This is a genomic window from Brucella sp. IR068 (assembly GCF_049065885.1).
Lineage (GTDB): Bacteria > Pseudomonadota > Alphaproteobacteria > Rhizobiales > Rhizobiaceae > Brucella > Brucella intermedia.
On record NZ_JBAKHE010000001.1, the window covers coordinates 113,724 to 140,682 of the forward strand.

Sequence of the window (26,959 nt, forward strand, 5' to 3'; positions counted from 1 at the left end):
GTCCTCAAGCGACGATTTTAGCGTTGTCGAACCATTCCACGAATGCGGCGCGTTCGGCTTCTGTCAGGTGCAGGTAATGCTTGGTGCGGCGATAGAGAATGTCTTCCGCCGTCTTCGCCCATTCTTTTGCCACCAGATAGCGCACTTCCGCTTCATGGAAGTTGCCGCCGAAATGACGGCCAAGCCCTTCGAGGTTCTGCGCGCCTGCAACCACGTCCTTCGTGCGTGCGCCATAGAGACGCCCGTAATGATGGACGAGCGTGCGCGGCATCCACGGATAGGTGTCGCGCAGGGAATTGGCGAAGGTTTCATAATCGGCATTGGCGATTTCGCCGCCGGGAAGCGGTGCGCCATGCGTCCAGTCGCCGCCCATTTTCGGGAAAATGTGCTTGAGGCGATGCATGCCGCGTTCCGCCAGTTCGCGGAAGGTGGTGATCTTGCCGCCGAAGACGTTGAGCAACGGCGCATCGTTGGTTTCATCGAGGTCGAAGACGTAGTCGCGGGTGACGGCGGAAGGATTGCCCTTGCCGTCGTCAAACAGCGGGCGCACGCCGGAGAAGGAATGCAGCACGTCTTCACGCCTGAGCTTTTCCTTGAAATAGCGGTTCACGGCGGTCAGCAGATATTCGATTTCCTTCTCATCCGCCGCAACATCTTCGGCGCGCCCTTCATAGGCGATGTCGGTGGTGCCGATCAGCGCCTTGTCGCCCTCATAAGGGTTGATGAAGATCACGCGCTTGTCGTGGTTCTGGACGAGATAGGCATTCGCGCCCGACCAGAATTTCGGAACGATGATGTGGCTGCCCTTGACGAGGCGCACATTGCGCGACGAGTTGGAACCGGCGACATTGTGAATGACATCCGTGACCCATGGTCCGGCGCAGTTGACGATGCAGCGCGCGCGGAATGTGCGGGTCTCGCCCGTGTCGCGGTTCTTCGTTTCCACGATCCAGCCGCCTTTCTCGCGACGTGCGGAGACGACAGGCGTGCGGGTGAGGATGGTTGCGCCCTTTTCGGCAGCGCCCACCGCATTGAGGGCCACGAGGCGGGCATCGTCCACCCAGCAGTCGGAATATTCAAAACCCTTGGTGTATTGGTCGAGGATCGGCGTGCCTTCCGGGTCGCGGCGCAGATCGAGCGTGCGCGTGCCGGGCAGCTTCTTGCGGCCACCGAGATGGTCGTAGAGGAACAGGCCGAGCCGCACCAGCCAGGCCGGACGGTCCTGCGGGCTGTGCGGCAGCACAAAACGCATCGGCCAGATGATGTGGGGAGCGGCGTTCAAAAGCACTTCGCGCTCGATCAGCGCTTCCCGTACGAGGCGGAATTCATAATATTCGAGATAGCGCAAGCCCCCATGCACCAGCTTGCCGGAGCGCGACGAGGTTCCCTGCGCCAGATCGTCCTTTTCCGCCAGCACGACCTTGAGGCCGCGCCCGGCAGCGTCGCGGGCCACGCCCGCGCCGTTGATGCCGCCGCCGATTACAAACAGGTCGCAGGTTTCCGGTTCAGCCATTTCAATATTTCCTTATTTGCCGGAAGCGAGCTTGTCCCAGACCGGCGTCAGAGCCAGTCGCGCTTCCCGATAGGCAACGAAAAGTTCTTCATAATGCCGTGCGCGCGCCGCATCCGGGGCTTCGCCCGCGCCCAGCAGCGGTTCCACCCATTCGGCGATGCAGTCGTCCATGGTCGGATAGGCGCCGATGGCCACGGCGGCCATCATGGCAGCACCCGCCGCGCCCGCTTCCTCGCGGGCCGAAACGCGCACAGGCGCGTTGACGGCAGCCGACAGCGTGCCGCGCAGCGCCTTCGAGCGGGCAGCGCCGCCGGTGATGCGCAGTTCGGCAGGCATTTCGCCCATTGCCGCGTAGCAATCGCGCGTCGCCATGCCGAGGCCTTCCACGACCGAACGCACCAGTTCCGGAAAACGGTCGCGGCTGGAAAGCCCGATGAAACCGGCCCGCGCATCGGCATTGACAAAGGGGCCGCGCTCGCCAGCTTCCGAAATATACGGGTGATAGAGGATGGCGCCGGGACGGCTGGCATTGAACCAGTCATCGAGGCGGGGAATGAGATCGCCAAGCGAAACCGGCTTGTCCGGCGTCGACATGAGATCGGCTGCGACCTGCAATATCCAGTCGATATTGATGGTCGCGCCCATGTTGGTCTGCACCTGCGTGACGATGCCGGGGATCGGCAGCGCGATGACGTAGCCGGTGCCTTCCTTGTTCAGATGAATATCGGCCACCGGCTTTGCGCGCATATGCACGCCGGTGGAGCCGATGGTCGAGCATCCGGCGTCAGCCGTACCGCCGCGCACGCCCGCACCAAGCGCAGTCATCGCCATATCCACATAGGCAAGGCTCACCGGCGTCCCCGCCCGCAGACCCGTTGCAGCCGCCGCTTCGGGGGATAGCGGATGCTGGACTTCGGTGCCGTCGATGATCTCCGGCAGCAATCCGCGGCGCTTCGTCAGGCCGAGGGCCTCGATCACCACGTCATCATACTGACGATTGCGGAAATTGCCGAAGGTGAAGCTTGCTTCCGACGGATCGGTGGCGCGAACGCCGGTGAGATTGAGATAGAGCCAGTCCTTGCAGTGAAGGGCTGCTTCCGCATTGTCCAGAAGCTCCGGCGCGGTGGCGTCCATATGCGCCATCTGCGAGCCCTGCTGGCAGGTATTGAGTCCCGTGCCGGTCGCTTCAAAGCGCGCGCGGTTCATGGGCCCGGCGGCAAGCCGCGTGACGGTGGAGGCGGCGCGGGCATCAAGCCACAGCCAGGCGTCGCCAACCGGCTGGTTGCCGTGGCCCACAAGCCAGGTTCCGTCGCCCTGTCCGGTGACGGCAATCGCCGCGGTGCGTTCGGCAAGGCCCGGCAACTTGGCGCCGAGATCGCGCAAGGCGCGCGCGCAATCCTGCCATGTCTGGGAAAGCGACTGGGTAACCGCGCCATGGTCGCCGGTATCGTATTTGTTGCGAACCGCCGCGGATTCGATCTGGCGTCCGCTGAGGTCGAAAGCGACTGCCTTGAGCACGGACGTGCCCGCGTCGATCCCGATGATGATGTCACCTGTCTTACGCATGGCGGATATCTGCCTTCATTGACATTTGGATTCCTCCCGCGACTGAAAATACATCGCTCGCGGCCCCGTTTATAATGAAATCGGGCAATGGCGTAAGCTGGAGATAACATAACGCTATCACCTTGTCTGTAAAATTTTCGAGAGTGCGCATTTTTTTTCACCAAAGAGTGAATGTGGAGAAAATCGCTATGCGGCGGCTTGCGGTTTTGTCCGGGTTCTTCCGCGATATGTTGAGCTGTCTTCTATGTTGGCTTCAATTTAAATATTTGAATATAAATGATAATTTAAGTGACGCGGATTGCTGATCCATCCGGGCTGGCGATGAATGTCAAAGCTGCGAATAACGCGCCCGATAACGGATTATGTAGTGGATTTCGCTGGATCGTGATCGGGATTCAGCGCGAAATTATGCTAATTCACCGGCGTTTGGAAAACATCCGATTGACAGCTTTGGAGCTTTATAACATCATTATTGGAGTTAATAACACGCCGCTATCATAAGTTCCGATGGGCGGCGCATCTGTTCCAGGATGCACGGAGGAGCGGGGCCCTGGAATTCACGTGGAGGATATCATGATCTCGTCTGCCGCATCTTGCACCGCTCTCGCGGAGGCTTTCGCCTACCCGGCAGGCGTGATGGTCGAGGATGATCTCCGGGCGGTCTGAATTCAGCCGCATCTTCTGTTTCTATAACGACAATCCGGCAGAATTGCTGAAGGCGTTTGATAATGAGTGCACAAACCAGTCAAGTTTCACAAAAACCCGCCAAGCTGAGCCGCGCCATCGTCTGGAGCGTGATCGCTGCGGTTGTGGTTGTCGGCGCGATTGCTTTCGACACGAAGGTCGTGAAGATCGGGTCTGATTCCGATGTGCGCCAGCAGGCTTTCTCTCCCGATGCCTATGGCGCAACCGAATTTCCCAAGGTCAAGGCCAGCGTCGAGCAGCGCGCCGTCGATGCCGTGGAAGTCGGAACGGCTCTCGCTGCCGATAAGGCTGCAGCCGGAAAGAAATATGGCGTGGGCGACGTCAATCCGGTCATCCCGGTCAAGTTCACCGGCGTCGTGGAAGAGCGCAAGTCCAACTACAATGTCGTGAAGGTTGAAGGCCTGCCGGAAGGCATGGCGATCCGCATCCAGACCGGCCCCGCCGTCAACGGCACGGACCTGCGCGATGCCACCGGCGAAATCCAGTTCGGCCAGTTCAAGAACCAGATCGAATATCAGAACGCCGGTTCGGCGCTGAACAACGAGATGAAGAAGCAGGTGCTTTCGGGCGTCGATGTAGAAAACCTGACGGGCAAGACCGTTTCGGTTGTCGGCGTGTTCAAGCTGGTCAATCCCAAGAACTGGCTCGTCACGCCTGTGGGGCTCGAAGTGAAATGAGCACCGCTCCCAAAATCGAAGGCAAAAACGGCGATGTCGTTCTTGCCGCGCATAACGTCGCCAAATCCTACGGTCGCATTCATGCCCTGAAAGGCGTGAATTTTGAAATCCGCCGTGGTCAGGTCACGACGCTTTTCGGCGAAAACGGCGCCGGGAAATCCACCTTGATGAAAGTGCTGTCCGGCGTCATCCAGCCGACTTCCGGCACGATCATTCTCGACGGCGAACCGGTGACGTTCAACTCGTCCACCGAAGCGCGCGACCACGGCATCTCGATCATCCATCAGGAGCTGAGCCTCGCGCCCAACATGAATGTGCGCGACAACATCTTCATGGGACGCGAGATCCGCACCGCCACCGGCGTCGATTTTGCCGAGGAAGAACGGCTGACGCGCGAGCTTCTGGCCGAACTGGAAGAAGACATCGACCCGCTGACGCCGGTCGAGGAACTGCGTCTCGGCCAGCAGCAGGTGGTGGAAATCGCCCGCGCGCTTTCGGTCAATTCGCGCATTCTCATCATGGATGAGCCCACTTCGGCGTTGAGCGCCTCGGAAGTGGAAGTCCTGTTCAAGGTCATCCGCGACCTGACGGCGCGTGGCGTCGCCATCGTCTATATTTCGCATCATCTGGAAGAAGCGCTGCAGATCACCAATCATGCGGTTGTGCTGCGCGACGGAACGATGACTGCCTATGCGCCGCGTGAGGAAATCGATCTGGAATGGATCGTGCGCAACATGGTCGGCGAGAACTTCGATCTCGGCTCGCCGCCCACCGGATATGAATGGGGCGATGTGGCGCTTTCTGTCGAAAACCTGACCGTTCCCGATCCGGGCGGCGCAGGCTTTTCGCTGGTCGACCGCATGTCGCTCAATGTGCGCGCCGGTGAAATCGTCTGCATCTACGGCCTCATGGGGGCTGGTCGCACGGAATTGCTGGAAACCGTTGCCGGTCGTCTCAAGGCTAGCGGGGGACGCGTGCTCCTGAAAGGGCAGGACGTTTCCGGCCTCACCATCGCGCAGCGCATCGAGCGGGGCCTTGTGCTGGTGCCGGAAGATCGCCAGCGCGACGGTCTCGTGCAGACGATGACGGTCGGCAAGAACCTGTCGCTCGCCAGCATCGCCGAGATGACCAAGGGCCTTTTCACATCGCGCAAACGCGAGAAACAGATTGTCGATCAGTCGATCCGGAATGTGCACATCAAGACCGATGGCGGCGAAGCGGCAATCGGTTCGCTTTCCGGCGGCAACCAGCAGAAGGTCGTGATCGGCAAGATGCTGGCGACCGAGCCGGAAGTCATCCTGCTCGATGAGCCGAGCCGCGGCATCGACATCGGCGCGAAGGCGGAAGTGTTCAAGCTTCTGGCCGAAAAGGCGAAGCAGGGCCTGGCCGTCGTCTATACGACCTCGGAAGTCGGCGAATGCCTCAGCATCGCTCATCGTATCATCGTCATGCACCGTGGACGCATCTCCGCCGAATTCGGATCGGACGTGTCCAAGGAGAAGATCATGGCCGCCTCGGGCGAAGCCATGGTCGGTCATTAGAGCATTTCCAGCAAAAGTGCGAAGCGGTTTTGCGTAGGATAATGCGTAAAAACAAATAGATAGAGCGGTTCCAGCGCCCCTTTCCTAGAAACGCTCAAGAATAGTTATGGAGCACTGATAGAATGTCAGTCACAAGCACCAACAAGGAAACAGCCGCTCCGAACGGCGCGAAGCGAAAGACCAGCCTCGTGCACCTGCTGCTCGAAGGCCGCGCGTTCTTTTCGCTGATTGCGATCATTGCAGTTTTCTCGTTTCTTTCGCCGAATTATTTCACGGTCAACAATTTCCTCACCATGTCGTCGCATGTGGCGATATTCGGCCTGCTTGCCATCGGCATGCTGCTCGTCATCCTCAATGGCGGCATCGATCTTTCGGTCGGCTCTACTTTGGGGCTGGCGGGCGTGGTTGCCGGTTTCCTGATGCAGGGCGTCACCTTGCAGCATTTCGGCGTCATTCTTTATTTCCCGGTATGGGCGGTCGTCATCATCACCTGTGCGCTTGGCGCGTTCGTCGGCGCGATCAATGGCGTGCTGATTGCCTATCTGCGGGTTCCAGCCTTCGTTGCGACGCTTGGCGTTCTCTATTGCGCGCGCGGCGTGGCGCTGCTGATGACCAATGGCCTGACTTACAACAATCTCGGCGGACGGCCGGAGCTTGGCAATACCGGCTTCGATTGGCTCGGCTTCAACAAGCTGTTCGGCGTGCAGATCGGTGTTCTGGTTCTGGTGGTTCTCGCCATCATCTGCGCCATCGTTCTCAACCGCACCGCATTCGGCCGCTGGCTCTATGCATCGGGCGGCAATGAACGTGCGGCTGAACTGTCCGGCGTGCCGGTCAAGCGCGTCAAGGTGTCGGTCTATGTCATTTCCGGCATCTGCGCTGCGATCGCCGGTCTGATCCTTGCTTCGCAGCTGACGTCGGCAGGCCCGACGGCAGGCACCACCTACGAACTCACGGCAATCGCCGCCGTGGTTATCGGTGGCGCTGCGCTCACTGGGGGGCGCGGTACTATACAGGGCACGCTTCTCGGCGCCTTCGTGATCGGTTTCCTTTCCGACGGCCTCGTGATCATCGGCGTGTCCTCCTACTGGCAGACCGTCTTTACCGGCGCGGTGATCGTGCTCGCGGTTCTGCTCAACAGCATTCAATACTCCCGGCGATAATCGAAAGCGGCTCTGCCCACCGTTCCGGGTAGAGCCGCTGAAATTCGGGCGTATCGAAAGGTTTCCGGAAAGGCGCATGATCTCGAAAACGGCCTGATGGAAATAAGTACCGCCGGGGAACCGGCATAACGCAAACGAAAAATGTTAAGGGAGTGAGACCATGTTCAAGAAGGGAATGCGCGTTCTGTTCGCCGCTGCGGCAGCGTTGCCTCTCATCGCCAGCACGGCCTGGGCCGAAGGACTGATGACGATCATCGTCAACGATCCGTCCAACCCGTACTGGTTCACCGAAGGTGAAATCGCCAAGAAGACCGCCGAAGGTCTCGGCTACAAGGCTGTTGTCGGTGGCCACAAGGGCGACACCAACACCGAGAGCAACCTGATCGACACCGCTATCACCAACAAGTCGGTGGCCATCATTCTCGATCCGGCCAATGCGGACGGTTCGGTCGGTGCGGTCAAGCGCGCAATCGCCGCCAATATCCCGGTTTTCCTCGTCAATGCGGAAATCAACCAGGAAGGCCTGGCCAAGGCGCAGCTCGTTTCCAACAACGCGCAGGGCGCAGCCCTCGGCGCGACCCAGTGGGTCGAAAGCGTTGGCGACAAGGGCAAGTATGTCGAACTGTTCGGTTCGCCGTCGGACAACAACGCCGCAACGCGCTCGAACGGCTATGATACCGTTCTGTCGCAGTATCCCGATCTGGTGAAGGCCGGCAAGGACGTCGCCAACTGGGACCGTACCCAGGGCCACGACAAGATGCAGGCCCTGCTTCAGGCCAACCCGGACATTATCGGCGTCATCTCCGGTAACGACGAAATGGCTCTGGGCGCGATTGCCGCTCTGAAGAAGGCCGGCAAGCTCGATCAGGTCAAGGTCGGCGGTTTCGACGGTTCGCCGGATGCGGTCGCAGCCATCAAGGCCGGTGAATTGCAGTACACCGTTCTGCAGCCGGTTGCCGTGTTCTCGGAAGCTGCCGTCAAGCAGGCCGACAACTTCATCAAGACCGGCAAGACCGGCGTCGATCAGGAAAAGCAGCTCTTCGACTGCATCCTGATCACCAAGGACAATGTCGACAAGTACACCTCGCCGTTCGTTCTCGAACAGTAAGGTTTGAACAAGGCGCATCCCGGCAGCCCAGCCGCTTCCGGGATGCGTATTTCCAGAAGTCCCTCTCCTCAAGAAAGTCCCATGCAATCACTCGCTGGATTTTGGGGCTGAAGACCGCGCAATATGAAGCCTATCAGGCGATTCCGGAGCTTTCGGAACGCGCAAGCAAGGGGACAAGTGACGGGCATGGCAGTGAGCAACAAAGCAAGCATTGACAAGCTTATGGCGGAGCAGGTGCCGAATGACAGTCGGCATGCGCGTCAGCTCGTCCGGCGCCAGCAGATTGCGGAAACTGTAATGGCTGAAGGCTCGATGCGGATCGAGGACCTGACCGAAAGGTTCGGCATCAGCCTGATGACGGCGCATCGCGACGTCGATGAACTGGTGAGCCGCGGCCTGTTTCGCAAGTCGCGCGGCATCGTGTCGGCGGCGCCGACAAGCCTGATCGAGGCAAGCGATCTTTATCGCGTCACCCGCCAGTCGGAAGAAAAGAAACTGATCGCCGAAGCGGCAATGCAGTTCGTCGAACCCGGCCAGGCGATTTTCTTCGACGATTCCACCACCGTCCTGCAAATGGTGCCGCACCTGGCCGAAAAGGGGCCGCTGACCGCTATCACCAATTCGCTCATCCTGATGAACGAACTGCGCGACATGAAGGACGTGACGCTGCTCGGTCTCGGCGGCCAGCTCTATAATTGGTGCAACGCCTTCGTCGGCGGCATGACCATCCACGAAATTCGCCGTCTTCGCGCCGATGTGGCCTTCATATCGATTGCCGCGATCACGGATGATCTTCTGTTCCACCAGTCACCGGAAATGGTGGAGACCAAGCGCGCCATGCTGGATTGCGCCGCCAAACGCATCCTGCTGGCCGATCATACAAAGTTCGAGCGCCGCGCCCTGCACAATTTCGGGGCCCTGACCGATTTCGATGTCGTCATCGTCGATGAGAACACGCCCTTTGCGCATATCGAGCGCATGGAGGCGCAAGGCATCAATGTCGTCGTTGCGCGCGCCCGGACAGGCGGCAGGCCGGACTAGCCTCAGCATATTTATCAGGAATACGATACATGCCTTCTCTGCTCGGAATCGATAGCGGCCTCACCGTCACCAAAGCCGTATTGTTCGACGTTGACGGAACCACCCTTGCCGTTGCGCGCCGCCGCGTTGCGCAATCGTTCCCGCGCCCGCGCCATGTCGAACGCGACATGGATGAATTCTGGAATGCGACCGCCGATGCGATTGCCGAAGCCATCGCCAAAAGCGGACGTCCAGCTTCCGACGTTCTGGCAATCGCCACCACTGCGCATGGCGACGGCATCTATATGCTCGACAAGGATCGCCGGCCGCTCGGCGCGGGTATCCTCTCGCTCGACAGCCGCGCCGTGGATGTGGCGGAGCGCTGGGTGAACAGCCCGGTCGCGGACCGCGCCATCGCCGTTACCGGCCAGTTGCCCCATGCGTCGGCGCCATCGGCCATTCTGGCATGGGTGAAGGAAAACGAGCCGGAACGCTACCGCCGCATCGCCCATGTGATCGCCTGCAAGGACTGGCTGCGCTTCTGTCTCACCGGTGACGTGGGCACGGATCGCACCGAAGCCTCCACCTCCTTTACCGATGTGAACACGCAGGAATACTCGAAGGAAGCGCTCGCTCTGTTCGGGCTCGATGCGCTTTGGGACGCGCTGCCGCCCATGTCGCGCTCCGATGAGATTGTCGGCAAGGTCTCGGCTGAATGCGCGAAGCGCACCGGTCTCGTTGCCGGTACGCCGGTTGTCGGCGGGCTTCATGACGTGACGGCCTCCGCGCTCGGCGTGGGCGGGCTTGGCATCGGAACCGTTGCAGTGGTTGCCGGAACCTATTCCATCAACGAAACGCTGTCGTCCGAACCGCGTGTCGACAAGAGCTGGTTCTGCCGCAACGGCATTGCGCCGGGCGAATGGAACAACATGTCGATCTCGCCCGCATCGACGGCCAATTATGACTGGTTCCTCGACAAGCTCTGCCCGGCGGAACGCCGCGAGGCGGAGGAAACAGGGCGATCAATCCACGACATGCTGCGCCCGGAAATCGATTCGGCACTGGCGAAGCCTTCGACGGCGATGTTCCACCCTTATCTTTTCGGCTCGCCCTATGGGGCGATGGCGAGCGGCGCGTTTTTCGGTCTGCGTGGCTGGCAGGATCGGGGCGACATGCTGCGCGCTGTGTGGGAAGGCATTGCTTTCAACCACCGCATCCATGTCGATCATCTGAAGGACGGATTTGCGATTTCCGCCGCGCGGCTTACGGGTGGCGTGTCGCGCAGTCCGGCTTTCGCGCAGATGTTCGCCAATGTGCTCGGCATGCCCGTTACGGTGACGGATACGGATGAAGCGGCAGCATGGGGTGCGGCGCTGTGCGCTGGCAAGGGCGCCGGTGTCTTTGCCGATGTCTACAACGACCCGCGCGATCTCGATGCCATCGGCCGCACCTATCAGCCGGATGCGGAGCGGAGCGCGCTCTATGAGACGCGCTATCAGCTGTTCAAGGAAATCGCGTCGGCACTCGGGCCGATCTGGCCGAAGATCGAAGCCCTCACGGATTGAAATGAAGGGCGTCCTTCGCCCAGAGAGACAGTGACATGAATGATTTCGTAAGTCTGGCCCAGATGAAGAACCGCATCGGACAGCTTGAGGCCGAAGGCGTGGATGTGCTCATTCTCGGTGCGGGCGTCAACGGGGCAGGGCTCTTTCGCGATCTAAGCGAGCAGGGTGTGAACTGCCTGATCGTCGACAAGGCGGATTTCGGTTCCGGCACCAGCGCCGCCCCGTCGCGGCTGATCCATGGCGGATTGAAATATCTGGAAACCGGAGAGTTCGGTCTTGTGGCGCAGTCCACGCTGGAGCGCAATCTGCTGCTGAAGAACGCGCCGCACAATGTGGAGCCTCTGCCGACCTTCATTCCCGTCTTTTCATGGACCAAGGGCATCACGGCGGCGCTGCGCACCCTGTTCGGTTCCACGACCGCGCCGCGCAGCCGTGGCGCCGTGCTGATCAAGATCGGTCTGGCGCTCTACGACTATTTCGGCGCGCGCGAACGCGTCATGCCGCGTCACCGTTTTCTGCTGAAGGAAACGGCGACGAAGGAAATGCCCTATATCACGCCCGCAATCGTGGCAGGCGGCATCTATCACGACGCAAAGGTCAGCCAGCCGGAACGTCTGGTCTATGAACTCGTGAGCGACGGCCTGCGCGCCAGTCCGAAAAGCGCTGCCGCCAATTTCATGACGCTCATTTCCGCTGAAAACGGCGTGGTGGGCTTCGAGGGGCCGGACGGTGCGAAATTCGCCGTCAGGCCAAAGCTGGTCATCAATGCGGCCGGGCCATGGATCGACCGGGTCAATGCCGCGCTCGGGAAACCGACCAAGATGATCGGCGGCACCAAGGGCTCGCATATTCTTGTCGACCACCCCGAACTGGTGAAGAGCCTTAACGGGCGGATGATCTATTTCGAGGCGGATGACGGGCGCATCTGCCTTGTCTACGACTATCATGGTCTGGCGCTGGTGGGTTCCACCGACATTCCATCCGATGATCCCGACAATGTACGTTGCGACGATCACGAGACCGATTATTTCATCGACAGCCTGCGTTCGCTGCTGCCGAAGCTCAAATTCGACCGCAGCCAGATCGTCTATACCTATAGCGGCATCCGCCCGCTTCCGGCGTCCAACGCTTCCGAACCGGGCCTGATCAGCCGCGATCATTCCGCGCCAGTGATCGAGCCGGACAGCGAACGTCCGTTCCCGATCATTGCGCTGGTCGGTGGCAAATGGACAACGTTCCGGGGCTTTGCCGAGGAAGTGGCCGACAAGGTTCTGACCCGGTTCGGCAAGACCCGGCAGGTGTCCACGCGCAATCTCGCCATTGGTGGCGGCAGGGACTATCCTGCCGATGATCGCGCCCGCAAGGCCTGGGTGACGAAATATGCCACCGAAACTCGGTTGCCCGCCGCACGGGTCGAGACCCTGTTGAAGCGCTATGGCACGACGGCCCTGCCCATCCTCCGCGAGGAAGCCGGGGCCTCGGTAACGATGTTGCCGGAAACCGAAACGATCAGCGCGACGGAGATCGCATGGATCGCGCGCAACGAACTCGTCGTGCACCTGGCGGATGTCGTACTGCGGCGCACGACCCTTGCCATCGACGGGGCGCTGACGACCAGCAATCTCGCTGCGATCGCCAGCATTGTTGCGCGGGAACTCGGCTGGGACGATGCGCGCAAGGCGCGGGAAATCGAGGCGGTCAACGTCGAGCTTGAAAAACGGCATAACGTGATTTTGCAGGCGCACCCCGCCAAAAGGCGCTGATCTCGTCGCGGACTTGATTTATGGTGCGTCTCTCTTATTCGAAAGGAAACGCGCCATGGATATCAAGCGAAACGGAACCGATCCTTCCGGCAAAGGCCCAGCCGACTGGTTTACGGGCAATGTCCGTATCGATCCGCTGTTCTCTCCAAACAATGCCAGGCGCGCGGCGGCGGCGACCGTGACTTTCGAGCCCGGCGCTCGCACGGCATGGCATACGCATCCGCTTGGCCAGACCCTGATCGTCACTGCCGGGCTTGGCCTCGTGCAGCGTGAAGGCGGGCCGATCGAGGAAATCCGGCCCGGCGACGTCGTCTGGTTCGAGCCCGGCGAGAAACACTGGCACGGCGCATCGGCCAACATCGCCATGACCCATATCGCCATTCAGGAACAGCTCGACGGCAAGGTCGTGGACTGGATGGAGCATGTCAGCGACGCGCAATATGGTGCGGGCAGGTAAATTTCGTCCCGGTTTTGGGCAGCTTTTCCAAACCTGCCCGGACGGTTGAGGGCCAAAGGCTGCGCAAAACGCAAAGATGATTGCGTATATTGCGAAGAGGTATTTCCTGTTTCCCCTATCATGTTGTTCTCAATAAAAACAAAGGGGAGAAGATAATGAAACGCATACTTCTTTTGCTTGCAGCCAGCGTCGCCAGCCTTGCCAGCGTGCAGGCGCAGGCTGCCGAAAGCGAAGCCTGCAAGTCACCCAAATTCTCCGATGTCGGCTGGACCGACATTACCGCAACGACGGCGCTTGCCTCCCTGCTGCTGGAAAAAGCCGGGTATCAGCCGCAAACGACTATTCTTTCCGTGCCTGTCACCTTCCAGTCGCTGGAAAACGGTCAGATCGATATTTTCCTCGGCAACTGGATGCCGCTTCAGGAGGAAGCGCGCAAACCCTATATCGAGGGCAAAAAGGTCGAGCAGGCCGGTGTGAACCTTCAGGGCGCGAAGATCGGTCTTGCCGCCACGGGCAAGGATCTCGGCATCAAGAACTACGCCGACATAGCCAAATTCAAGGATCAGCTTGGCGGCAAGATCTATGGCATTGAGGCTGGCAGCAGCGCCAATGCCACGATCCAGTCGATGATCGAGAAGGACAAGTTCGGCCTGAAGGATTTCCAGCTGGCGGAATCGAGCGAGCAGGCCATGCTTTCGCAGGTTCAAAATGCGGTGCGCAAGGATGAACCTGTCGTTTTCTTCGCCTGGACGCCGCATCCGATGAACATTCGCTACAAGCTGACCTATCTGCAAAATGGCGAAAACCTGTTTGGGCCGGACGATGGTGCGGCCACCGTCGAGACCCTGACCCGCAAGGGGTATGCAACCGACTGCCCCAATGTCTCGCGCTTCCTGTCGAACCTGAAATTCAGCACGGAGATGGAAAGCACGATGATGAACATGATCCTGAACGACGGCATGGAAGCCAAGGATGCCGTCACGAAATGGATCAAGGACAACCCGGCGCAGCTCGATGCATGGCTCGACGGTGTGACCACTACCGACGGCAAGCCGGCGCTTGCTGCGGTAAAGTCGGGTCTCGGTCTGTAAGTCGTTTACTGCCTCAATTTGCTCGGCGACTGACCGAAATGCCGCTTGAAGGCGCGGGACAGCGAACTGATCGACGAAAAGCCGGTCTGTTCTGCTGTGTCGGCCATGGAAAGACGGGTGTCGAGGATCAGCCGCCGGGCAGCTTTCAGCCGGAGCGACAGATAGTAGTTGCCCGGTGACTGGCCGATCACATTGGCAAACAGCAATTCGAGACTGCGCGTCGAAAGGCCCAGCCTGCGCGCCACGCTCGACACAGGGATCGGGCGATCTATGTGGGTTTCCATGATCTTTATCGCGTCGGCCAGTCGCGGCTCGCGATTGAGCAATCTCCCGAGGGAGACCAGCGGCTGCGCATCCGAAGCCTGTTTCACCTCATCATAGACGTAGAGGCTCGCGACATCGAGCGCGATTGAGTAACCATGGCGGGCGCGAATGAGCGCCAGCATCATGTCGAGCGCCGGGGCCGCACCCCCGGTCGTCAGAAGTGCCCCATCCCGCACCCAGCGATCCGATTGCATTTCGACTTCGGGAAAGCGCTGCGAAAATGCTTCCAGGTCTTCCCAGTGCGTGGTTGCCTTGCGGCCGTTGAGCAATCCGGCCTTTGCCAGGACCCATGATCCGGCTTCCACACCCACGATGAGCTTCGATTGCTTGGCAGCCTGCCGCAGCATGGCGAGAAGCTTCGGCGTCGCATGTTCCAATGCGTGAAAGGCGCTGACGATGATGAGGATGTCCTGCGCGCCAGCCTCGAATTTTCCGTCCGCCGAAACCTTGAGGCCGCTCGACGTGACCGGATCGCTGCCGTCCGGCGAGACCACGCGCCAGCGATAGAGCGAGCGGCCCGTCACGCGGTTGGCGCCGCGCATCGGGTCCAGCGTCGCGGCCAGCGACATCAGCGAACAATCCGGCAGGACAAGCAGCGTAACGGTCAGTTCTTCGTCCGACGGTTCAAAGATCATGCTCTTCGCTCTTCGCCAAATAGATTTCGTAAAATGATAATCCCGGCATTTCGGGACCTGTCAAGCTCAGTGAAAATTGAGGGAAACGAACATGCCTTTAAAGCCTGCCCGCGAAATATTCATCACCGCTGCCGTCACCGGCGCCGGAGCCACCACGCATCGCTCGAACAAGGTGCCGGTCACGCCGCGCCAGATCGCGGACGCGGCCATCGAAAGTGCCGAGGCGGGCGCCGCCGTCGCGCATATCCATGTTCGCGACCCCGAGACGGGCGAACCGTCGCGCAAGCTGGAACTGTTCCGCGAGGTGGTGGATCACATCCGGGCATCCGGTGTCGATATCGTGCTGAACCTGACCGCAGGCGTTGGCGGCGATCTGGTTCTGGGCTCCTCCGAAGCGCCATTGCCGCCGGATGCCGCCAAGACCGACATGGCGGGCGCGACGGAGCGGCTCGCCCATGTCGCTGAACTCCTGCCGGAAATCTGCACGCTCGACTGCGGCACGATGAATTTCGGCGAGGGCGATTATGTGATGACCAACACGCCCGCCATGCTCAAGGAAATGGCCGCGCAGATACAGCGGCTCGGCGTGCGCCCGGAGATCGAGATCTTCGATACCGGCCATCTGCCGCTTGCCCAATGGCTGCAGCAGCAGGGCCTGCTTGACGATCCGGTTCTGGTGCAATTGTGCATGGGCATCCCGTGGGGCGCGCCCGATGATCTGGCGACGCTGGTTTCGATCCTCCACAACCTGCCGGACAACTGGATTTTCTCGGCATTCTCCATTGGCCGCAATCAGTTGCCCTATGCAGCGCTTGCCGTGCTGGCAGGCGGCAATATCCGGGTCGGACTGGAAGACAATATCTGGCTCGACAAGGGCGTTCTGGCGTCCAATGGCGATCTGGTCGAACGGGCCAAGGCCATCGCCGTCAATATGGGAACCAGGGTCCTGACGCCTGCCGAAGTCCGCGAAAAACTCAAGCTTACGAAGCGCTGGTGATATCCATGAACAGCCATCCTCCCAAGATCGCCTGTATCGGCAGCGGTGTCATCGGCAGCGGCTGGGCCGCACGCTTTCTGCTCAACGGTTTCGATGTTGCCGTCTACGATCCGTCGCCGGACGCCAGGGCGACGACCGAACATATTCTCGACAATGCGCGCAAGGCGCTGGCGGCGCTGACAACCGTGCACCTTCCGCAGGAGGGGCGGCTGTCCATTTCCGCTTCGCTGGCGGAGGCGGTTGAAGGGGCCGTGCTCATTCAGGAAAGTGTGCCCGAGCGCCTCGACCTGAAGCTTGCCGTAATGGCCGAGATCGAGGCCGCCTGTTCAGACGATGCGTTGATCGCGTCATCCACTTCCGGCTTCCTGCCGAGCAAGTTGCAGGCCGGGTTGCGGCATCCCGGGCGCCTGCTGATTGCCCACCCTTACAACCCCGTTTACCTGCTGCCGCTGGTGGAACTCGTTCCCGGCGAAAAGACCGCGGCGGCAACGATTGAAAGGGCTTCCGCACTCTATCGCCAGACCGGCATGGAGCCGGTCGTGCTCGAAAAGGAAATCGACGCTTTCGTCGGAGACCGGCTTCTGGAAGCGCTGTGGCGCGAGGCCCTGTGGCTCGTGCGCGACGGTATCGCCACGGTGGAGCAGATTGACGACATCATCCGCTATTCCTTCGGGCTTCGCTGGGCGCAGATGGGGCTTTTCCAGACCTATCGTATTGCCGGCGGCCCGGCAGGCATGCGGCACTTCCTCGCGCAATTTGGTCCTGCGCTGCAATGGCCATGGACGAAACTGACGGATGTGCCCGACCTCGATGACAGCCTGATTGACCGCATCGCCGATCAGTCGGACGCGCAGAATGAAGGGCTTTCCATCCGCGATCTGGAGCGGATTCGCGACGAAAACCTTGTTGCGATCATCCGGGCTCTGTCGCAACAGCAGCAGGGCAAGGGCTGGGGGGCGGGCGCGCTTCTCAACAACTATACCGCGCGGCTTGAGACGGCGGCGGACCGCCCCGATGCGGGTTCCGGCCCGCTTCGGCTTCTCGATGCACGTGTGATCCCCGAATGGATCGACTATAACGGACACATGACCGAGCATCGTTATCTGGACGTGTTCGGGCAGGCGACGGACAGGTTTCTGGCGCATATCGGCGTAGATGACGCCTATCTGAAATCCGGTCACAGCTACTATACGGTCGAAACCCATATCATGCATCGCGGCGAGGCGAAGGCGGGCGACGAGTTGCATGTCGAAACGCAATTGCTTTCCTTCGACGAGAAGCGCGCCCATGTCTTTCACAGCCTGCGGCGAGGCGATGCGGAAATTGCCAGTGCGGAACAGATGCTGCTGCATGTCGACAGCAAGGCGGGCAAAGCGGTGGCGGCAAAGCCCGGCATCCGGGAAGCCCTTGAGCGGTTGTTCCATTCCCATCAGGAGATGCCGACACCGATTGCCGTCGGTCGGCATGTCGGGATACGCGGCTGACACGGCCGCGTTTGAACTACAGCATTTCCAGCAAAAGTGCGTAGCGGTGCCACGGTTCCTTGTGAAATGGAACTGCTCCAAGTCCCACCCGGCTGGCGGCGGCGGGTTTTATTCCGCCGCTTGCCGCAGCGAACAACGGAAGCTCAGGCCCCCGAACAGGCTTCCGTTGTTCGCATCGCTTGACATTTAATCAATCGATTGATTAAATCGGTATATGAGCAGATCGAAGAATATCGGGCAGGAGCAACCGCAGCCGTCGGTCGAACAGACGCGCGCCGCGCTTATCCATGCGGCATTGCAGCTTTTCGGGTCGAAGGGCTTCGATGCCACGTCTACGCGCGAGATTGCTGCGCTGGCCAAGGCGAATATCGGTTCCATCGCCTATCATTTCGGCGGCAAGGAAGGGCTTCGTTTGGCGGCGGCGGACTATATCGTGGAGACGATACAGGGGGTGGCCGGTCAGGCTCTCGGTCATTACGGGGTGATTGGCGCCTCCGCCGGGACCAGGGAAGAAGCGCGGCAAATGCTTGCCCTGGCGGTGGAGCGCATGGCGCAGTTCATCGTGGCGCAGCCGGAATCCGGCGAGATCGTCCAGTTTCTTCTTCGCGAGCTTGCGCATCCGACGGCCGCGCTTGATCGCATCTATTCCGGCGTATTCGAGCCGACCCATAAAAGGCTCTGTGCCATCTGGGAAGTCGCAACGGGCGAGCCCGCCGAAAGCGAAGGCACGCGGCTTCTCATCTTCACCCTGCTCGGGCAGGTCATCTATTTCCGTATTGGCCGCGAGGCGGTGAAACGGCGCATGGGCTGGTCCGCGATGGGTGCGGAAGAGGCCGGGGCGGTGGCGGCAGTTGTGCGGCAGAACCTGATGGCCATCCTTGCGGCGAAGGACGCTGCGAAAAACGGCGAGGTGTCGTCATGAGCCTTCTCTGTGTTCTCCCTTTTGCGTCCTATCTTTTCGCCGCATGCAGCGCACAGCCTCTGGCTGTCGGCTATGTCGAGGGCGAGTTCGTGCAGCTTGCCCCGCTGGAAGTGGCGCAGGTTCAGTCCGTGGCCGTCAGGCGTGGTGACCGTGTCGAACCGGGCAAGCCGATTGCACAGACGGAGGACGCGGACGCAAAGATCGCTGTCGCGCAGGCCGAGGCGGCACTGGCCCAGGCACGCGCCCAACTGGCGGATTTGCAGGTCGGCAAGCGCCCCGACGAAATCGCCGTTCTCGAAGCGGCGGTCAGGACCGCCAAAGCACAGGCCGACGATGCCCGGCGGACGCTGTTGCGCACGCAGGATCTGACGAAGCGCGGGGTGATGACGCAGGCGCAGCTCGATGATGCCGCCACCAAGGTCGAGGTGGCCGAAGCGTCGATCAATCAGGCGACGGCCAATCTTGCAGTGGGTCGCTTGCCCGCCCGTCCGGAAACGATCAAGGCGGCGGAAAATGCGGTCAGAAGTGCCGAAGCGCAGCTTGATTCCGCCCGCTGGCATCTGGCCAAGCGGACGATCGAGGCCCCGGCGGCTGGGCGGATCACCGACGTCATTCGCAATCCAGGCGATATTGCCGGTCCGTCCGCACCGGTTTTGACCATGCTGCCCGACGGTGCGGTAAAGCTGAAGGTCTACATACCGGAGGACAAGTTTTCCGCGATACGGGTTGGCGATATGCTGTCGGTGCGCTGCGATGGCTGCGCTCCGGGTTTGCAGGCTCGCGTCAGCTATGTTTCGCCCGACCCGGAATTCACGCCGCCGGTGATCTACTCGCTCGAAACGCGCCAGAAGCTTGTATATCTGGTCGAGGCGCATCCCGTCGATCCCGCGTCGCCTCTCCAGCCCGGCCAGATCGTGGACGTCGATCTGGCCCCCCGGTAAGCGGAGGCGGCAATGTCGAACGCCATCGATGTCAAAGGTCTCGTCAAGCGTTTCGGCGACGCTACCGTCGTCGATCATGTGAGCATGTCGGTGGCTGAGGGGGAGATTGTCGGCTTTCTCGGGCCAAACGGTTCTGGAAAGACCACAACCATCCGCATGATGTGCGGGTTGCTGACGCCCGACGAGGGGGAGGGTCAGGTGCTTGGCTTCGATCTTCGGACGGAAGGACTGAAGATCAAGCGTGAAGTCGGCTACATGACGCAGCGCTTTTCCTTCTACGAAGACCTGACCATCGCCGAAAATCTCGAATTTGTCGCGCGGCTCTACCGGTTGAAGCCGGTGAAGGACCATGTGGCGCGGACACTTGAGGAACTGGGCCTGACATCACGCGGAAACCAGCTGGCGGGCACGCTTTCCGGCGGCTGGAAACAACGGCTCGCGCTGGCCGCCTGCATCATGCACAAGCCGAAGCTTCTGCTGCTGGATGAGCCGACCGCCGGTGTCGATCCGAAGGCGCGGCGCGATTTCTGGGACGAGATACATCGTCTGGCCGATGGCGGGCTGACCGTGCTTGTTTCAACCCACTATATGGACGAAGCCGAGCGCTGCCACCGCATCAGCTATATTTCTTATGGCAAGCTGTTGGCGACGGGAACGGTCCGCGATGTCATCGATAAGGCGGGGCTGACGACCTTTATCGTCAACGGTCCCCGGCTTGGAGACGTGGCACGCGAACTGGCTGGCGAACCGGGTGTCGAGCAGGTTGCGCCTTTCGGTGCGACGCTGCATGTCGTAGGGTCCGACAGGGCGAAGCTCGAGGCGGCTCTGGAAAAGATCAGGCATCGTGAGGGCATTAGCGTCGAGGCGGGCGAAACCAGCCTTGAAGATGTGTTCATCCAGTTCATGGCCAATGCGCAGGACAATATGTCGAAAGACAGGGCGTCCCGGAGCGGTGAGCAATGAACGGCTGGTTCTCCTTCGAGCGGCTTGGCGCGATGCTGGTGAAGGAATTCATCCAGATGCGGCGTGACCGCATCACCTTCGCCATGATGCTGGTCGTTCCGCTGATGCAGCTCCTGCTTTTCGGCTTTGCCATCAACAACGATCCGAAGAGCCTGCCGAGCGCTCTGGTGGTGACAAGCCAGGACCATTATACGCGGGCCATGATTTCCGCTCTGGAAACAACGGGCTACTATCGCTTCGACCATGTTGTGCAGAGTGCGGCCGAAGCGGAAGCGCTGATAGCCAGCGGCGCGGTTTCCTTCGTGGTGACGATCCCGTCGGATTTTGCAAGGCGGGTCGATGCGGGCGAGCAGCCGCAGATCCTGATCGAGGCTGACGCGACCGATCCGTCGGTGGCAAGCGGTGCGATTTCCACGCTCGGAACCGTCGCCGGTCAGGCGCTTTTGCGTGAACAGGGCAAGCAAGCCGAAGCCGCCGATGCAGCGCGGGGGCAGCTACAGGTCGTCGTGCACCGCCGCTATAACCCGGAAGGCGTTTCGCAATACAATATCGTTCCCGGCCTGCTGGGGGTGATCCTGCAAATGACCATGGTGATGATGACCGCCATGGCGCTGACCCGCGAAACCGAGCGCGGCACGATGGAAAACCTGCTCGCAATGCCCGCCACGCCCGCCGAAATCATGCTGGGCAAGGTGCTGCCGTTTCTGGCCGTCGGCGGTGTGCAGGTCGTGGTGGTGCTGGCCGCAGCCAAGCTTTTGTTCGGTGTGCCCTTCGTGGGATCGCTGGCGCTTCTGCTGACCTGTGTCCTGATCTTCGTCCTGTCGCTCGTCCTGCTCGGCTATACGATTTCCACAGCATCGCGCACGCAGATGCAGGCCATGCAGCTTACCTTCTTCTTCTTCCTGCCTTCGCTGATGCTGTCCGGCTTCATGTTCCCGTTTCGGGGTATGCCCGATTGGGCGCAGGCGTTGGGGGAGATCTTTCCCCTCACGCATTTCCTGCGTATCGTCCGCGCCGTCATGCTGAAGGGCGCCCACCTTTCCGACATTGCCGGAGAGGTGAACGCCCTCTTGTTCTTCGTGGTGCTGTTTGCGTCGCTGGCGCTGTTAAGGTTCCGGCGGACGCTGGATTAGCAGGCCGATGGAGCCAGCGCCGCTTTCGGACGGCGCGAGAGCGTGAACAGCAGTCCGGCTGCCGCCAGCAGGCCGCCTGCGACCGGAATGGCCGCATAGCCATAGCCTGCGCTGATCACGCCGCCGCCAAGGGCCGCGCCCACCGCATTGCCGAGGTTGAACGCGCCAATGTTGATCGACGATGCCAGCCCCGGCGCTTCCGATGCGGCCTGCATCACGCGGGTCTGAACCGGGGGAACGATGGCGAAGGCCGCAGCACCCCAGGCGAGGAGGCCGATTGCAGCGCCGATATGGCTGCCCAGCAGCAGCGGCAATGCCAGGCTGATGATGGCAAGTGCTGCAAGGAATATCCGCGTCGCACCATTGAGCGACCAGTCGGCAAGGCGTCCGCCGAGCGCGTTGCCAATCGTGAAGCCCACGCCGATGAGGATGAGCGCCAGCGTCACGAAACCTTCCGAAGCGCCGGTGCGGTCGGCCAGTACAGGCGCTACATAGGTGTAGAGCGTGAACATGGCGCCAGCACCCATGACGGTGGTCGCGAGCGACATCAGCACGGTCGGGCGCATCAGCACGCCAAGCTCGCGGCGAATGTCGGGCATCTTGCCTGCTTCACCACGCGGCAGCGAAAGCCAGAGTGCCGAGATGGCCAGCAGGCCCAGAACGGCAGTGCCGGCGAACGACATGCGCCAGCCGATCTGCTGGCCGATCCAGGTTGCAGCCGGGACGCCCCCGATATTGGCTATCGTCAGGCCCATGAACATGGTGGCAACGGCGCTCGCCCGCTTTTCAGGCGGCACGACGCTGGCTGCAACAATGGAGCCGAGGCCGAAGAATGCGCCGTGATTGAGGCTTGTTACCAGACGCGCTGCAAGCAGCGTCCAGTAATCCGGCGCAAGGGCGGAAAGGATATTGCCAACCGTGAAGATGCCCATCAGGAGCATCAGCGCCGTGCGCTTTCCAAAGCGCCCGAAGGCAAGCGTCATGATCGGTGCGCCGACCATGACGCCGATGGCATAGGCGCTGACCAGAAGGCCCGCCGTCGGAATGGAAACGTCGACGCCATCGGCAATAACCGGCAGCAGGCCCATGGGCGCAAATTCCGTGGTGCCAATACCGAAGGCACCGATTGCAAGCGCCAGAAGCGGCCAGTTGAAACCGGCCGTGTTCGTTGCGCTTTCCTGTGCATTTGCAGCACTCATCTGAAATTCTCCGTTATTTCTTCAATTGTCCCAGACGGGCGCCAGTCCGGCAGGGCTGACCAGTCGTCCATCGGGGCGGGCGAGTTTGGAAATCGCCGTCATGTCTTCAGCGCTGAGATCAAAGTCGAATATGTCGAAATTTTCAGCGACACGTTCAGGCTTGGCCGTCTTGGAAAGCGCGATGAAGCCGCGTTCGATCAGCCAGCGCAGGCCTACCTGAGCGGCTGTCTTGCCGTATCGGGCGCCGATGGCCTGCAGGGCGGGATCGCGCGGCACTGCGCCGTCTGCCATGCCGTAATAGGCGGTGATGGCAACGCCTGCGGCTTTTGCGGCATCGGCCACGGCATTCTGGTCGAGATAGGGGTGTGCCTCGATCTGGTTGGTGACGATGGGTGCGGCACTGCGTTCGATGGATTGGCGCATCTGGGCGACATTCTGGTTGCTCACGCCGATGAAGCGTGTCCTGCCTGCCGCCTGCACCGCGTTCAGCATGTCGATCTGATCGGCGATAGCCACCTTGTCGGCGGGCCAGTGCAGAAGCAGGAGGTCAACCTGATCGACCTTCAGCTTGTCGAGACTCTCATCGACGGACGCGCCGAATTTTTCCGGGCTGTAATTGTCCACCCAGACTTTCGTGGTCAGGAACAGGTCTTCGCGCCGTGCGCCCGCTTTTTCCAGTGCACGACCGAGGGCCGCTTCGTTCTGGTAGATCTGCGCCGTATCGAAATGGCGGAAGCCGGCTTCCAGCGCCGCCGGGACAACGCTTTCCACTTCGGCATCCGTCATGCGGAAAACGCCGAAGCCGAGCGCGGGTATGGCCGCGCCATGTGCGTTCACGATTTTCATGTCATCTCCTGTCGGTTGGCCTTCGGCGTATCGCGTCGGTTGCGCGAGCTTGGGAGGCTCATGCTTCGGGCCATGAATTTTCAGAGCCTTGTACCAGTCAGCTTTCGGTCAGGTCTGATCTCGGCTGCACAGATAGGACAATCGCGCGGGCTTGAAAATCCGCTCGGAATCCACATTATCTGTGAAACGATTTCACAGATGGAGCGGGCGATGGACAATCGCATCGGCGAAATGCAGGTTTTTATGCGGGTCGTGGAAGCAGGCAGTTTCTCGGAGGCCGCCCGGCTCCTGCGCATGAACCCTTCGACCATCAGCAAGCTCATATCCCGTATCGAGGCGCGGCTCAGCGTGCGGCTTCTGGAACGTTCGTCCCGACGCCTGTCGCTGACGAGCGAGGGGCAGATTTACTACGAACGCAGCCAGGGATTGCTGCGCGATTTCGAGGAGGTCGAACGCGAGCTTTCCCAGGGTTCGGCAAGCACCGGCGGAACGGTGCGCGTCAATGCTTCGGTGGCGCTGGGTACGCTGGCGCTGGAGCCGCTATTGCCGGAATTTCTCGCGGCTTATCCGAATATCGTCATCGACCTCTCCCTGTCGGACGAACTGGTCGACCTTTATCTCGACCGCACCGATGTGGCTTTCCGCATCGGCACCCTGCCCAATTCCAGCATGATGGCGCGCAAGCTCGGCACGGCCCGGCGCAAGATCGTGGCGGCTCCCGCCTATCTGGAGCGCCGCGGCACGCCCATGACTGTCGATGATCTTGCCGAGCACAATTGCATCGGTTTCAATTTTCGCCGCGCCGCGCCCGTCTGGCCGCTGAAGGAAAGCGGCCGCATCGTGGATCGTGCGGTCTATGGTTCTCTGTTGGCCAATAACGGGGAAACGGTCCGGCGCATGGCGGTCGCAGGTTTGGGGCTCGCCCGGATCGGCGACTATCACGCGCGGAACGACCTTGCTTCCGGCGCATTGGTGGAAGTTCTCTCGGAGGCTGTGGAGAACGACACGGAGGAAGTTCACGCGGTGTTTCTGGGCGGCGCCCGGCTGCCGCAACGGGTCCGCGTTTTCCTTGATTATGTCGTGCCGCGCCTGCAGGCCTATCTCGCGGCGCAATAGGCGCGTCTGTCGAATCATCAGCGGTGATCCCTCGGAAATGCCGGATTTCCGGGGCGAGACGGGCGCTTTTCCGAAATTATTTTGGTTTCCGATAGCTTAACGATTTCAGCTTGTTGCTGTGGCGCGCCCGCGTGTTCACGATGAGGTGCTCCGCTTTTGTGTTGACTATTAACATTCCGTTAACCACAGTTTGTTGCAATATGTTACAAAGCGTTATCATCCTGTTTTCAGAACGAGGTGTGGATTGGACAAAAAGCGGCAGACCAGACAGCTAACCTTGCAGGCAAGGGAGAGGTCTGCCGTAGCCGACATGACGTCGTTCTGGGGGCTGATGCGCGCCTACTGGATCTCCGATCGCTGGAAGGAAGCCTGGGTTCTTACTCTCGCGATCTTTCTGATGACGGCTTTCGTGAGCAAGACTACCGTGTGGGTGGCCGAGGCTTCGGGCCTCCTCATGAATTCCATCGTCAATGTCAACACTGCGCCTGTGCAGCACCCTCTCATGACGATAGCCGCCAATGCGGGCATTCTTGTTCTGCTGATGCTGGCAAAGGACGTGATGCTGGTCGGCTCCCGCCATTTCCTGTCCACCACGCTGCATCGCAAATGGCGCAAATGGCTGAACGACCAGTTCTCCACCGCGCTGTTGAACGGCAGGCACACGCATTTCCATTTGCAGCAGGGCAGGGGCAAGGACCAGCCCGACAACATCGATCAGCGCCTGCAGGAGTCGATCAAGGGAATGACCGGCGGCGCCATTGGCCTCGTCATGGGGATTGTCGGCGTGTTCCTGTCGGCTTTCTTCATCGGACAGAAGCTGATCGAGATGTCTACCCACGTGGAGGGGCTGGATTTCCTTGGCAGCTACGGCAGCGCCGTTCTGGCCTTTGCGGCAATCGTCGTCTATGTCCCGCTCGGCACGCTGGTCGCCATCAAGATCGGCAAGCGACTGGAGCGTCTCAATCTCGGCATCCAGAAAGCCGAAGGCTCCTATCGTGGTGAGTGGACGACGCTGCTGCGCCGCAGTTTCCAGATTTCTGCATCCGGCGGTGAGGCAGTGCAGCGCTCTGTCAACGACCGTCTGTACAAGGATGTCGACGGCACTTGGAACCGGCTCAACCGCTTCGATGCCGCCTATCTCGCCTTCTCGCAGGCCTATGGCTTTCTCTCGAACCGCATCGTTGCCTATATTCCGGGCCTTCTGCCCTATATGAGCGGCTCCGTCAGTTTCCGTAATTATGTAACCGGCGCTGAACTTGTCGCGGCGATGATCAATGACTGCTCATGGTTCATTCAGGTCATGCCTGCGATTGCCAATCTCCGCGCCAATGCGGGCCGTGTGACCGGTCTCGCGCAGGCCATCGAGAATGTTCAGGAGCCTGCGGAGTTCTACAGCCGGTCGGGCATCAATCGTTTCGCCTTCGCGCAACAGCATCCGCGCTTCGGACTGTCCGTGCGCAATCTCACGCTTATGCAAGGGCCGGACAGTGAAGCACCGTTCCTGCGCTCCGGCGTGATCAATATTCGCGCGGGCGACTGGGTTTACATGCGTGGCGAATCCGGTTCCGGCAAAACTTCATTCATGAAGGCGCTCAACGGCCTGTGGCCCTATGGGACCGGCGATATCATCTACCCGCAGAACGCGACCTCGCTTTATGCGACGCAGGAGGCCAAGTTCCCTTCCGTAACGCTGAAACAGCTTGTCGCCCTGCCTGCCGATGAAGACCGTTTCAGCGACCTTGCTGTCGCGGCCGTCCTGCACGAGGCGGGACTGGGCGAATTCATCGAACGCATGAACGATGCGGACGCCGATGGCGCGCCGTGGGACATGATCCTCTCTGGCGGCCAGAAGCAGAAAATCGTGCTGGCGCGCATTCTCCTGCACAAGCCGTCGATCATCTTCCTCGATGAAGCGACCGGGGCGCTCGATCCCGCTGCGAAGACGCGGTTCCATGAGGCGCTGAAGACGCGCTGCCCGCAGGCCATCGTCATCAGCATCATGCATGAGGACAAGCTGCCGCTGCTGGAAAACGGCCAGAATGTCTATTCGCACGTCCTGGATATCCGCAACGGCTATGTCTCGCTGCGTCCCGTTCATTTCGATACGCTGCCGGATATCGCTGCCGAAACCGCTCTCATCGCCGCCGAATAGAGCCTTTCGCTCCGGGCAAAACAGCGTAAGGTTGCATTAGTCCAAATTTGGACTATATTCTGATCTGGACGATCGGAG

The 26,959-nt window shown here is 60.6% G+C and carries 23 protein-coding genes and 1 pseudogene; 18 read left to right on the forward strand and 6 right to left on the reverse strand.

Annotation, left to right across the window (positions count from 1 at the left end; genetic code table 11):
* Positions 1–4 precede the first annotated feature (4 nt).
* Positions 5–1,513, reverse strand: a complete 1,509-nt coding sequence (locus ACOWVS_RS00525) for a glycerol-3-phosphate dehydrogenase (protein WP_006468379.1) — start codon at positions 1,511–1,513, stop codon at positions 5–7.
* Positions 1,514–1,525: 12 nt separating this feature from the next.
* Positions 1,526–3,079 carry an FGGY-family carbohydrate kinase gene (locus ACOWVS_RS00530; RefSeq protein ID WP_006468380.1) on the reverse strand — a complete coding sequence of 518 codons (1,554 nt, stop codon included), beginning with the start codon at positions 3,077–3,079 and terminating at the stop codon, positions 1,526–1,528.
* 288 nt (positions 3,080–3,367) lie between these two features.
* On the opposite strand from ACOWVS_RS00530, the gene ACOWVS_RS00535 reads away from it, so the two are divergent.
* Positions 3,368–3,580, forward strand: a complete 213-nt coding sequence (locus ACOWVS_RS00535) for a hypothetical protein (RefSeq protein WP_006468382.1) — start codon at positions 3,368–3,370, stop codon at positions 3,578–3,580.
* Between the two features lie 130 nt (positions 3,581–3,710).
* Here the strand turns inward: ACOWVS_RS00535 and ACOWVS_RS00540 are convergent.
* Positions 3,711–3,828 (reverse strand): annotated as a pseudogene (locus ACOWVS_RS00540) (ATP-binding protein); the annotation flags it as partial.
* Between ACOWVS_RS00540 and ACOWVS_RS00545 the strand changes: the two are divergent.
* From ACOWVS_RS00545 to choX, 9 genes are all read left to right on the forward strand, one after another.
* Entirely contained in the window at positions 3,808–4,461 is a 654-nt protein-coding gene (locus tag ACOWVS_RS00545; protein ID WP_006472454.1) for a DUF2291 family protein, read from the forward strand. The pseudogene ACOWVS_RS00540 and the gene ACOWVS_RS00545 overlap by 21 nt on opposite strands.
* A complete protein-coding gene (locus tag ACOWVS_RS00550; RefSeq protein ID WP_006468385.1) occupies positions 4,458–6,002 on the forward strand; it encodes a sugar ABC transporter ATP-binding protein in 1,545 nt (514 codons plus the stop codon). The genes ACOWVS_RS00545 and ACOWVS_RS00550 overlap by 4 nt, the downstream gene beginning before the upstream one ends.
* A gap of 122 nt (positions 6,003–6,124) precedes the next feature.
* Positions 6,125–7,165 (forward strand): ABC transporter permease, encoded by a 1,041-nt coding sequence (locus ACOWVS_RS00555; protein WP_006468387.1) that lies wholly within the window; start codon positions 6,125–6,127, stop codon positions 7,163–7,165.
* A gap of 160 nt (positions 7,166–7,325) precedes the next feature.
* Positions 7,326–8,273 carry a D-ribose ABC transporter substrate-binding protein gene (locus ACOWVS_RS00560; RefSeq protein WP_006468388.1) on the forward strand — a complete coding sequence of 316 codons (948 nt, stop codon included), beginning with the start codon at positions 7,326–7,328 and terminating at the stop codon, positions 8,271–8,273.
* 186 nt (positions 8,274–8,459) lie between these two features.
* The gene (locus ACOWVS_RS00565; protein WP_006468390.1) at positions 8,460–9,314 is read left to right on the forward strand and encodes a DeoR/GlpR family DNA-binding transcription regulator; all 855 of its coding nucleotides are present in this window, start codon (positions 8,460–8,462) and stop codon (positions 9,312–9,314) included.
* Between the two features lie 29 nt (positions 9,315–9,343).
* Positions 9,344–10,858, forward strand: coding sequence for an FGGY-family carbohydrate kinase (locus ACOWVS_RS00570; protein ID WP_006468391.1), 1,515 nt, complete (start codon positions 9,344–9,346; stop codon positions 10,856–10,858).
* 35 nt (positions 10,859–10,893) lie between these two features.
* Positions 10,894–12,621, forward strand: coding sequence for a glycerol-3-phosphate dehydrogenase/oxidase (locus ACOWVS_RS00575; RefSeq protein ID WP_006468392.1), 1,728 nt, complete (start codon positions 10,894–10,896; stop codon positions 12,619–12,621).
* A 55-nt stretch (positions 12,622–12,676) separates the two neighbouring features.
* Positions 12,677–13,078 carry a (R)-mandelonitrile lyase gene (locus ACOWVS_RS00580; RefSeq protein WP_006472455.1) on the forward strand — a complete coding sequence of 134 codons (402 nt, stop codon included), beginning with the start codon at positions 12,677–12,679 and terminating at the stop codon, positions 13,076–13,078.
* 155 nt (positions 13,079–13,233) lie between these two features.
* Positions 13,234–14,169, forward strand: a complete 936-nt coding sequence (gene choX, locus ACOWVS_RS00585) for a choline ABC transporter substrate-binding protein (protein WP_006472456.1) — start codon at positions 13,234–13,236, stop codon at positions 14,167–14,169.
* Positions 14,170–14,174: 5 nt separating this feature from the next.
* Here choX and ACOWVS_RS00590 read toward each other — a convergent pair whose 3' ends face one another.
* A complete protein-coding gene (locus tag ACOWVS_RS00590; RefSeq protein ID WP_006468395.1) occupies positions 14,175–15,128 on the reverse strand; it encodes a GlxA family transcriptional regulator in 954 nt (317 codons plus the stop codon).
* 91 nt (positions 15,129–15,219) lie between these two features.
* Between ACOWVS_RS00590 and ACOWVS_RS00595 the strand changes: the two genes are divergently transcribed.
* The 6 genes from ACOWVS_RS00595 (at position 15,220) to ACOWVS_RS00620 (ending at position 21,568) form a co-directional block, all read left to right on the forward strand.
* Complete coding sequence (locus tag ACOWVS_RS00595; RefSeq protein WP_006468396.1) at positions 15,220–16,125, forward strand: 3-keto-5-aminohexanoate cleavage protein; 906 nt, start codon at positions 15,220–15,222, stop codon at positions 16,123–16,125.
* 5 nt (positions 16,126–16,130) lie between these two features.
* The gene (locus tag ACOWVS_RS00600) at positions 16,131–17,609 is read left to right on the forward strand and encodes a carnitine 3-dehydrogenase (RefSeq protein WP_006472457.1); all 1,479 of its coding nucleotides are present in this window, start codon (positions 16,131–16,133) and stop codon (positions 17,607–17,609) included.
* Between the two features lie 214 nt (positions 17,610–17,823).
* Positions 17,824–18,531 carry a DUF1956 domain-containing protein gene (locus ACOWVS_RS00605; RefSeq protein ID WP_006468400.1) on the forward strand — a complete coding sequence of 236 codons (708 nt, stop codon included), beginning with the start codon at positions 17,824–17,826 and terminating at the stop codon, positions 18,529–18,531.
* Entirely contained in the window at positions 18,528–19,472 is a 945-nt protein-coding gene (locus tag ACOWVS_RS00610) for an HlyD family secretion protein (protein WP_006468401.1), read from the forward strand. The genes ACOWVS_RS00605 and ACOWVS_RS00610 overlap by 4 nt, the downstream gene beginning before the upstream one ends.
* A gap of 12 nt (positions 19,473–19,484) precedes the next feature.
* Positions 19,485–20,435 carry an ABC transporter ATP-binding protein gene (locus ACOWVS_RS00615; RefSeq protein WP_006468402.1) on the forward strand — a complete coding sequence of 317 codons (951 nt, stop codon included), beginning with the start codon at positions 19,485–19,487 and terminating at the stop codon, positions 20,433–20,435.
* A complete protein-coding gene (locus ACOWVS_RS00620; RefSeq protein WP_006468403.1) occupies positions 20,432–21,568 on the forward strand; it encodes an ABC transporter permease in 1,137 nt (378 codons plus the stop codon). Before ACOWVS_RS00615 ends, ACOWVS_RS00620 begins: the two co-directional genes overlap by 4 nt.
* Here ACOWVS_RS00620 and ACOWVS_RS00625 read toward each other — a convergent pair.
* Together ACOWVS_RS00625 and ACOWVS_RS00630 are read right to left on the reverse strand one after the other, a co-directional pair.
* Positions 21,565–22,767 (reverse strand): MFS transporter, encoded by a 1,203-nt coding sequence (locus tag ACOWVS_RS00625; RefSeq protein ID WP_006468404.1) that lies wholly within the window; start codon positions 22,765–22,767, stop codon positions 21,565–21,567. The two genes, ACOWVS_RS00620 and ACOWVS_RS00625, sit on opposite strands and share 4 nt — an antisense overlap.
* Before the next feature lie 21 nt (positions 22,768–22,788).
* The gene (locus ACOWVS_RS00630) at positions 22,789–23,613 is read right to left on the reverse strand and encodes an aldo/keto reductase (protein ID WP_006468405.1); all 825 of its coding nucleotides are present in this window, start codon (positions 23,611–23,613) and stop codon (positions 22,789–22,791) included.
* 210 nt (positions 23,614–23,823) lie between these two features.
* Here ACOWVS_RS00630 and ACOWVS_RS00635 point away from each other — a divergent pair, with 210 nt between their 5' ends.
* Together ACOWVS_RS00635 and ACOWVS_RS00640 are read left to right on the forward strand one after the other, a co-directional pair.
* Positions 23,824–24,729: a LysR family transcriptional regulator gene (locus ACOWVS_RS00635; RefSeq protein ID WP_006472458.1), complete on the forward strand. Its 906-nt coding sequence runs from the start codon at positions 23,824–23,826 to the stop codon at positions 24,727–24,729.
* Between the two features lie 244 nt (positions 24,730–24,973).
* Positions 24,974–26,881, forward strand: a complete 1,908-nt coding sequence (locus ACOWVS_RS00640; protein ID WP_006472459.1) for an ABC transporter ATP-binding protein/permease — start codon at positions 24,974–24,976, stop codon at positions 26,879–26,881.
* Positions 26,882–26,959: the final 78 nt, after the last annotated feature.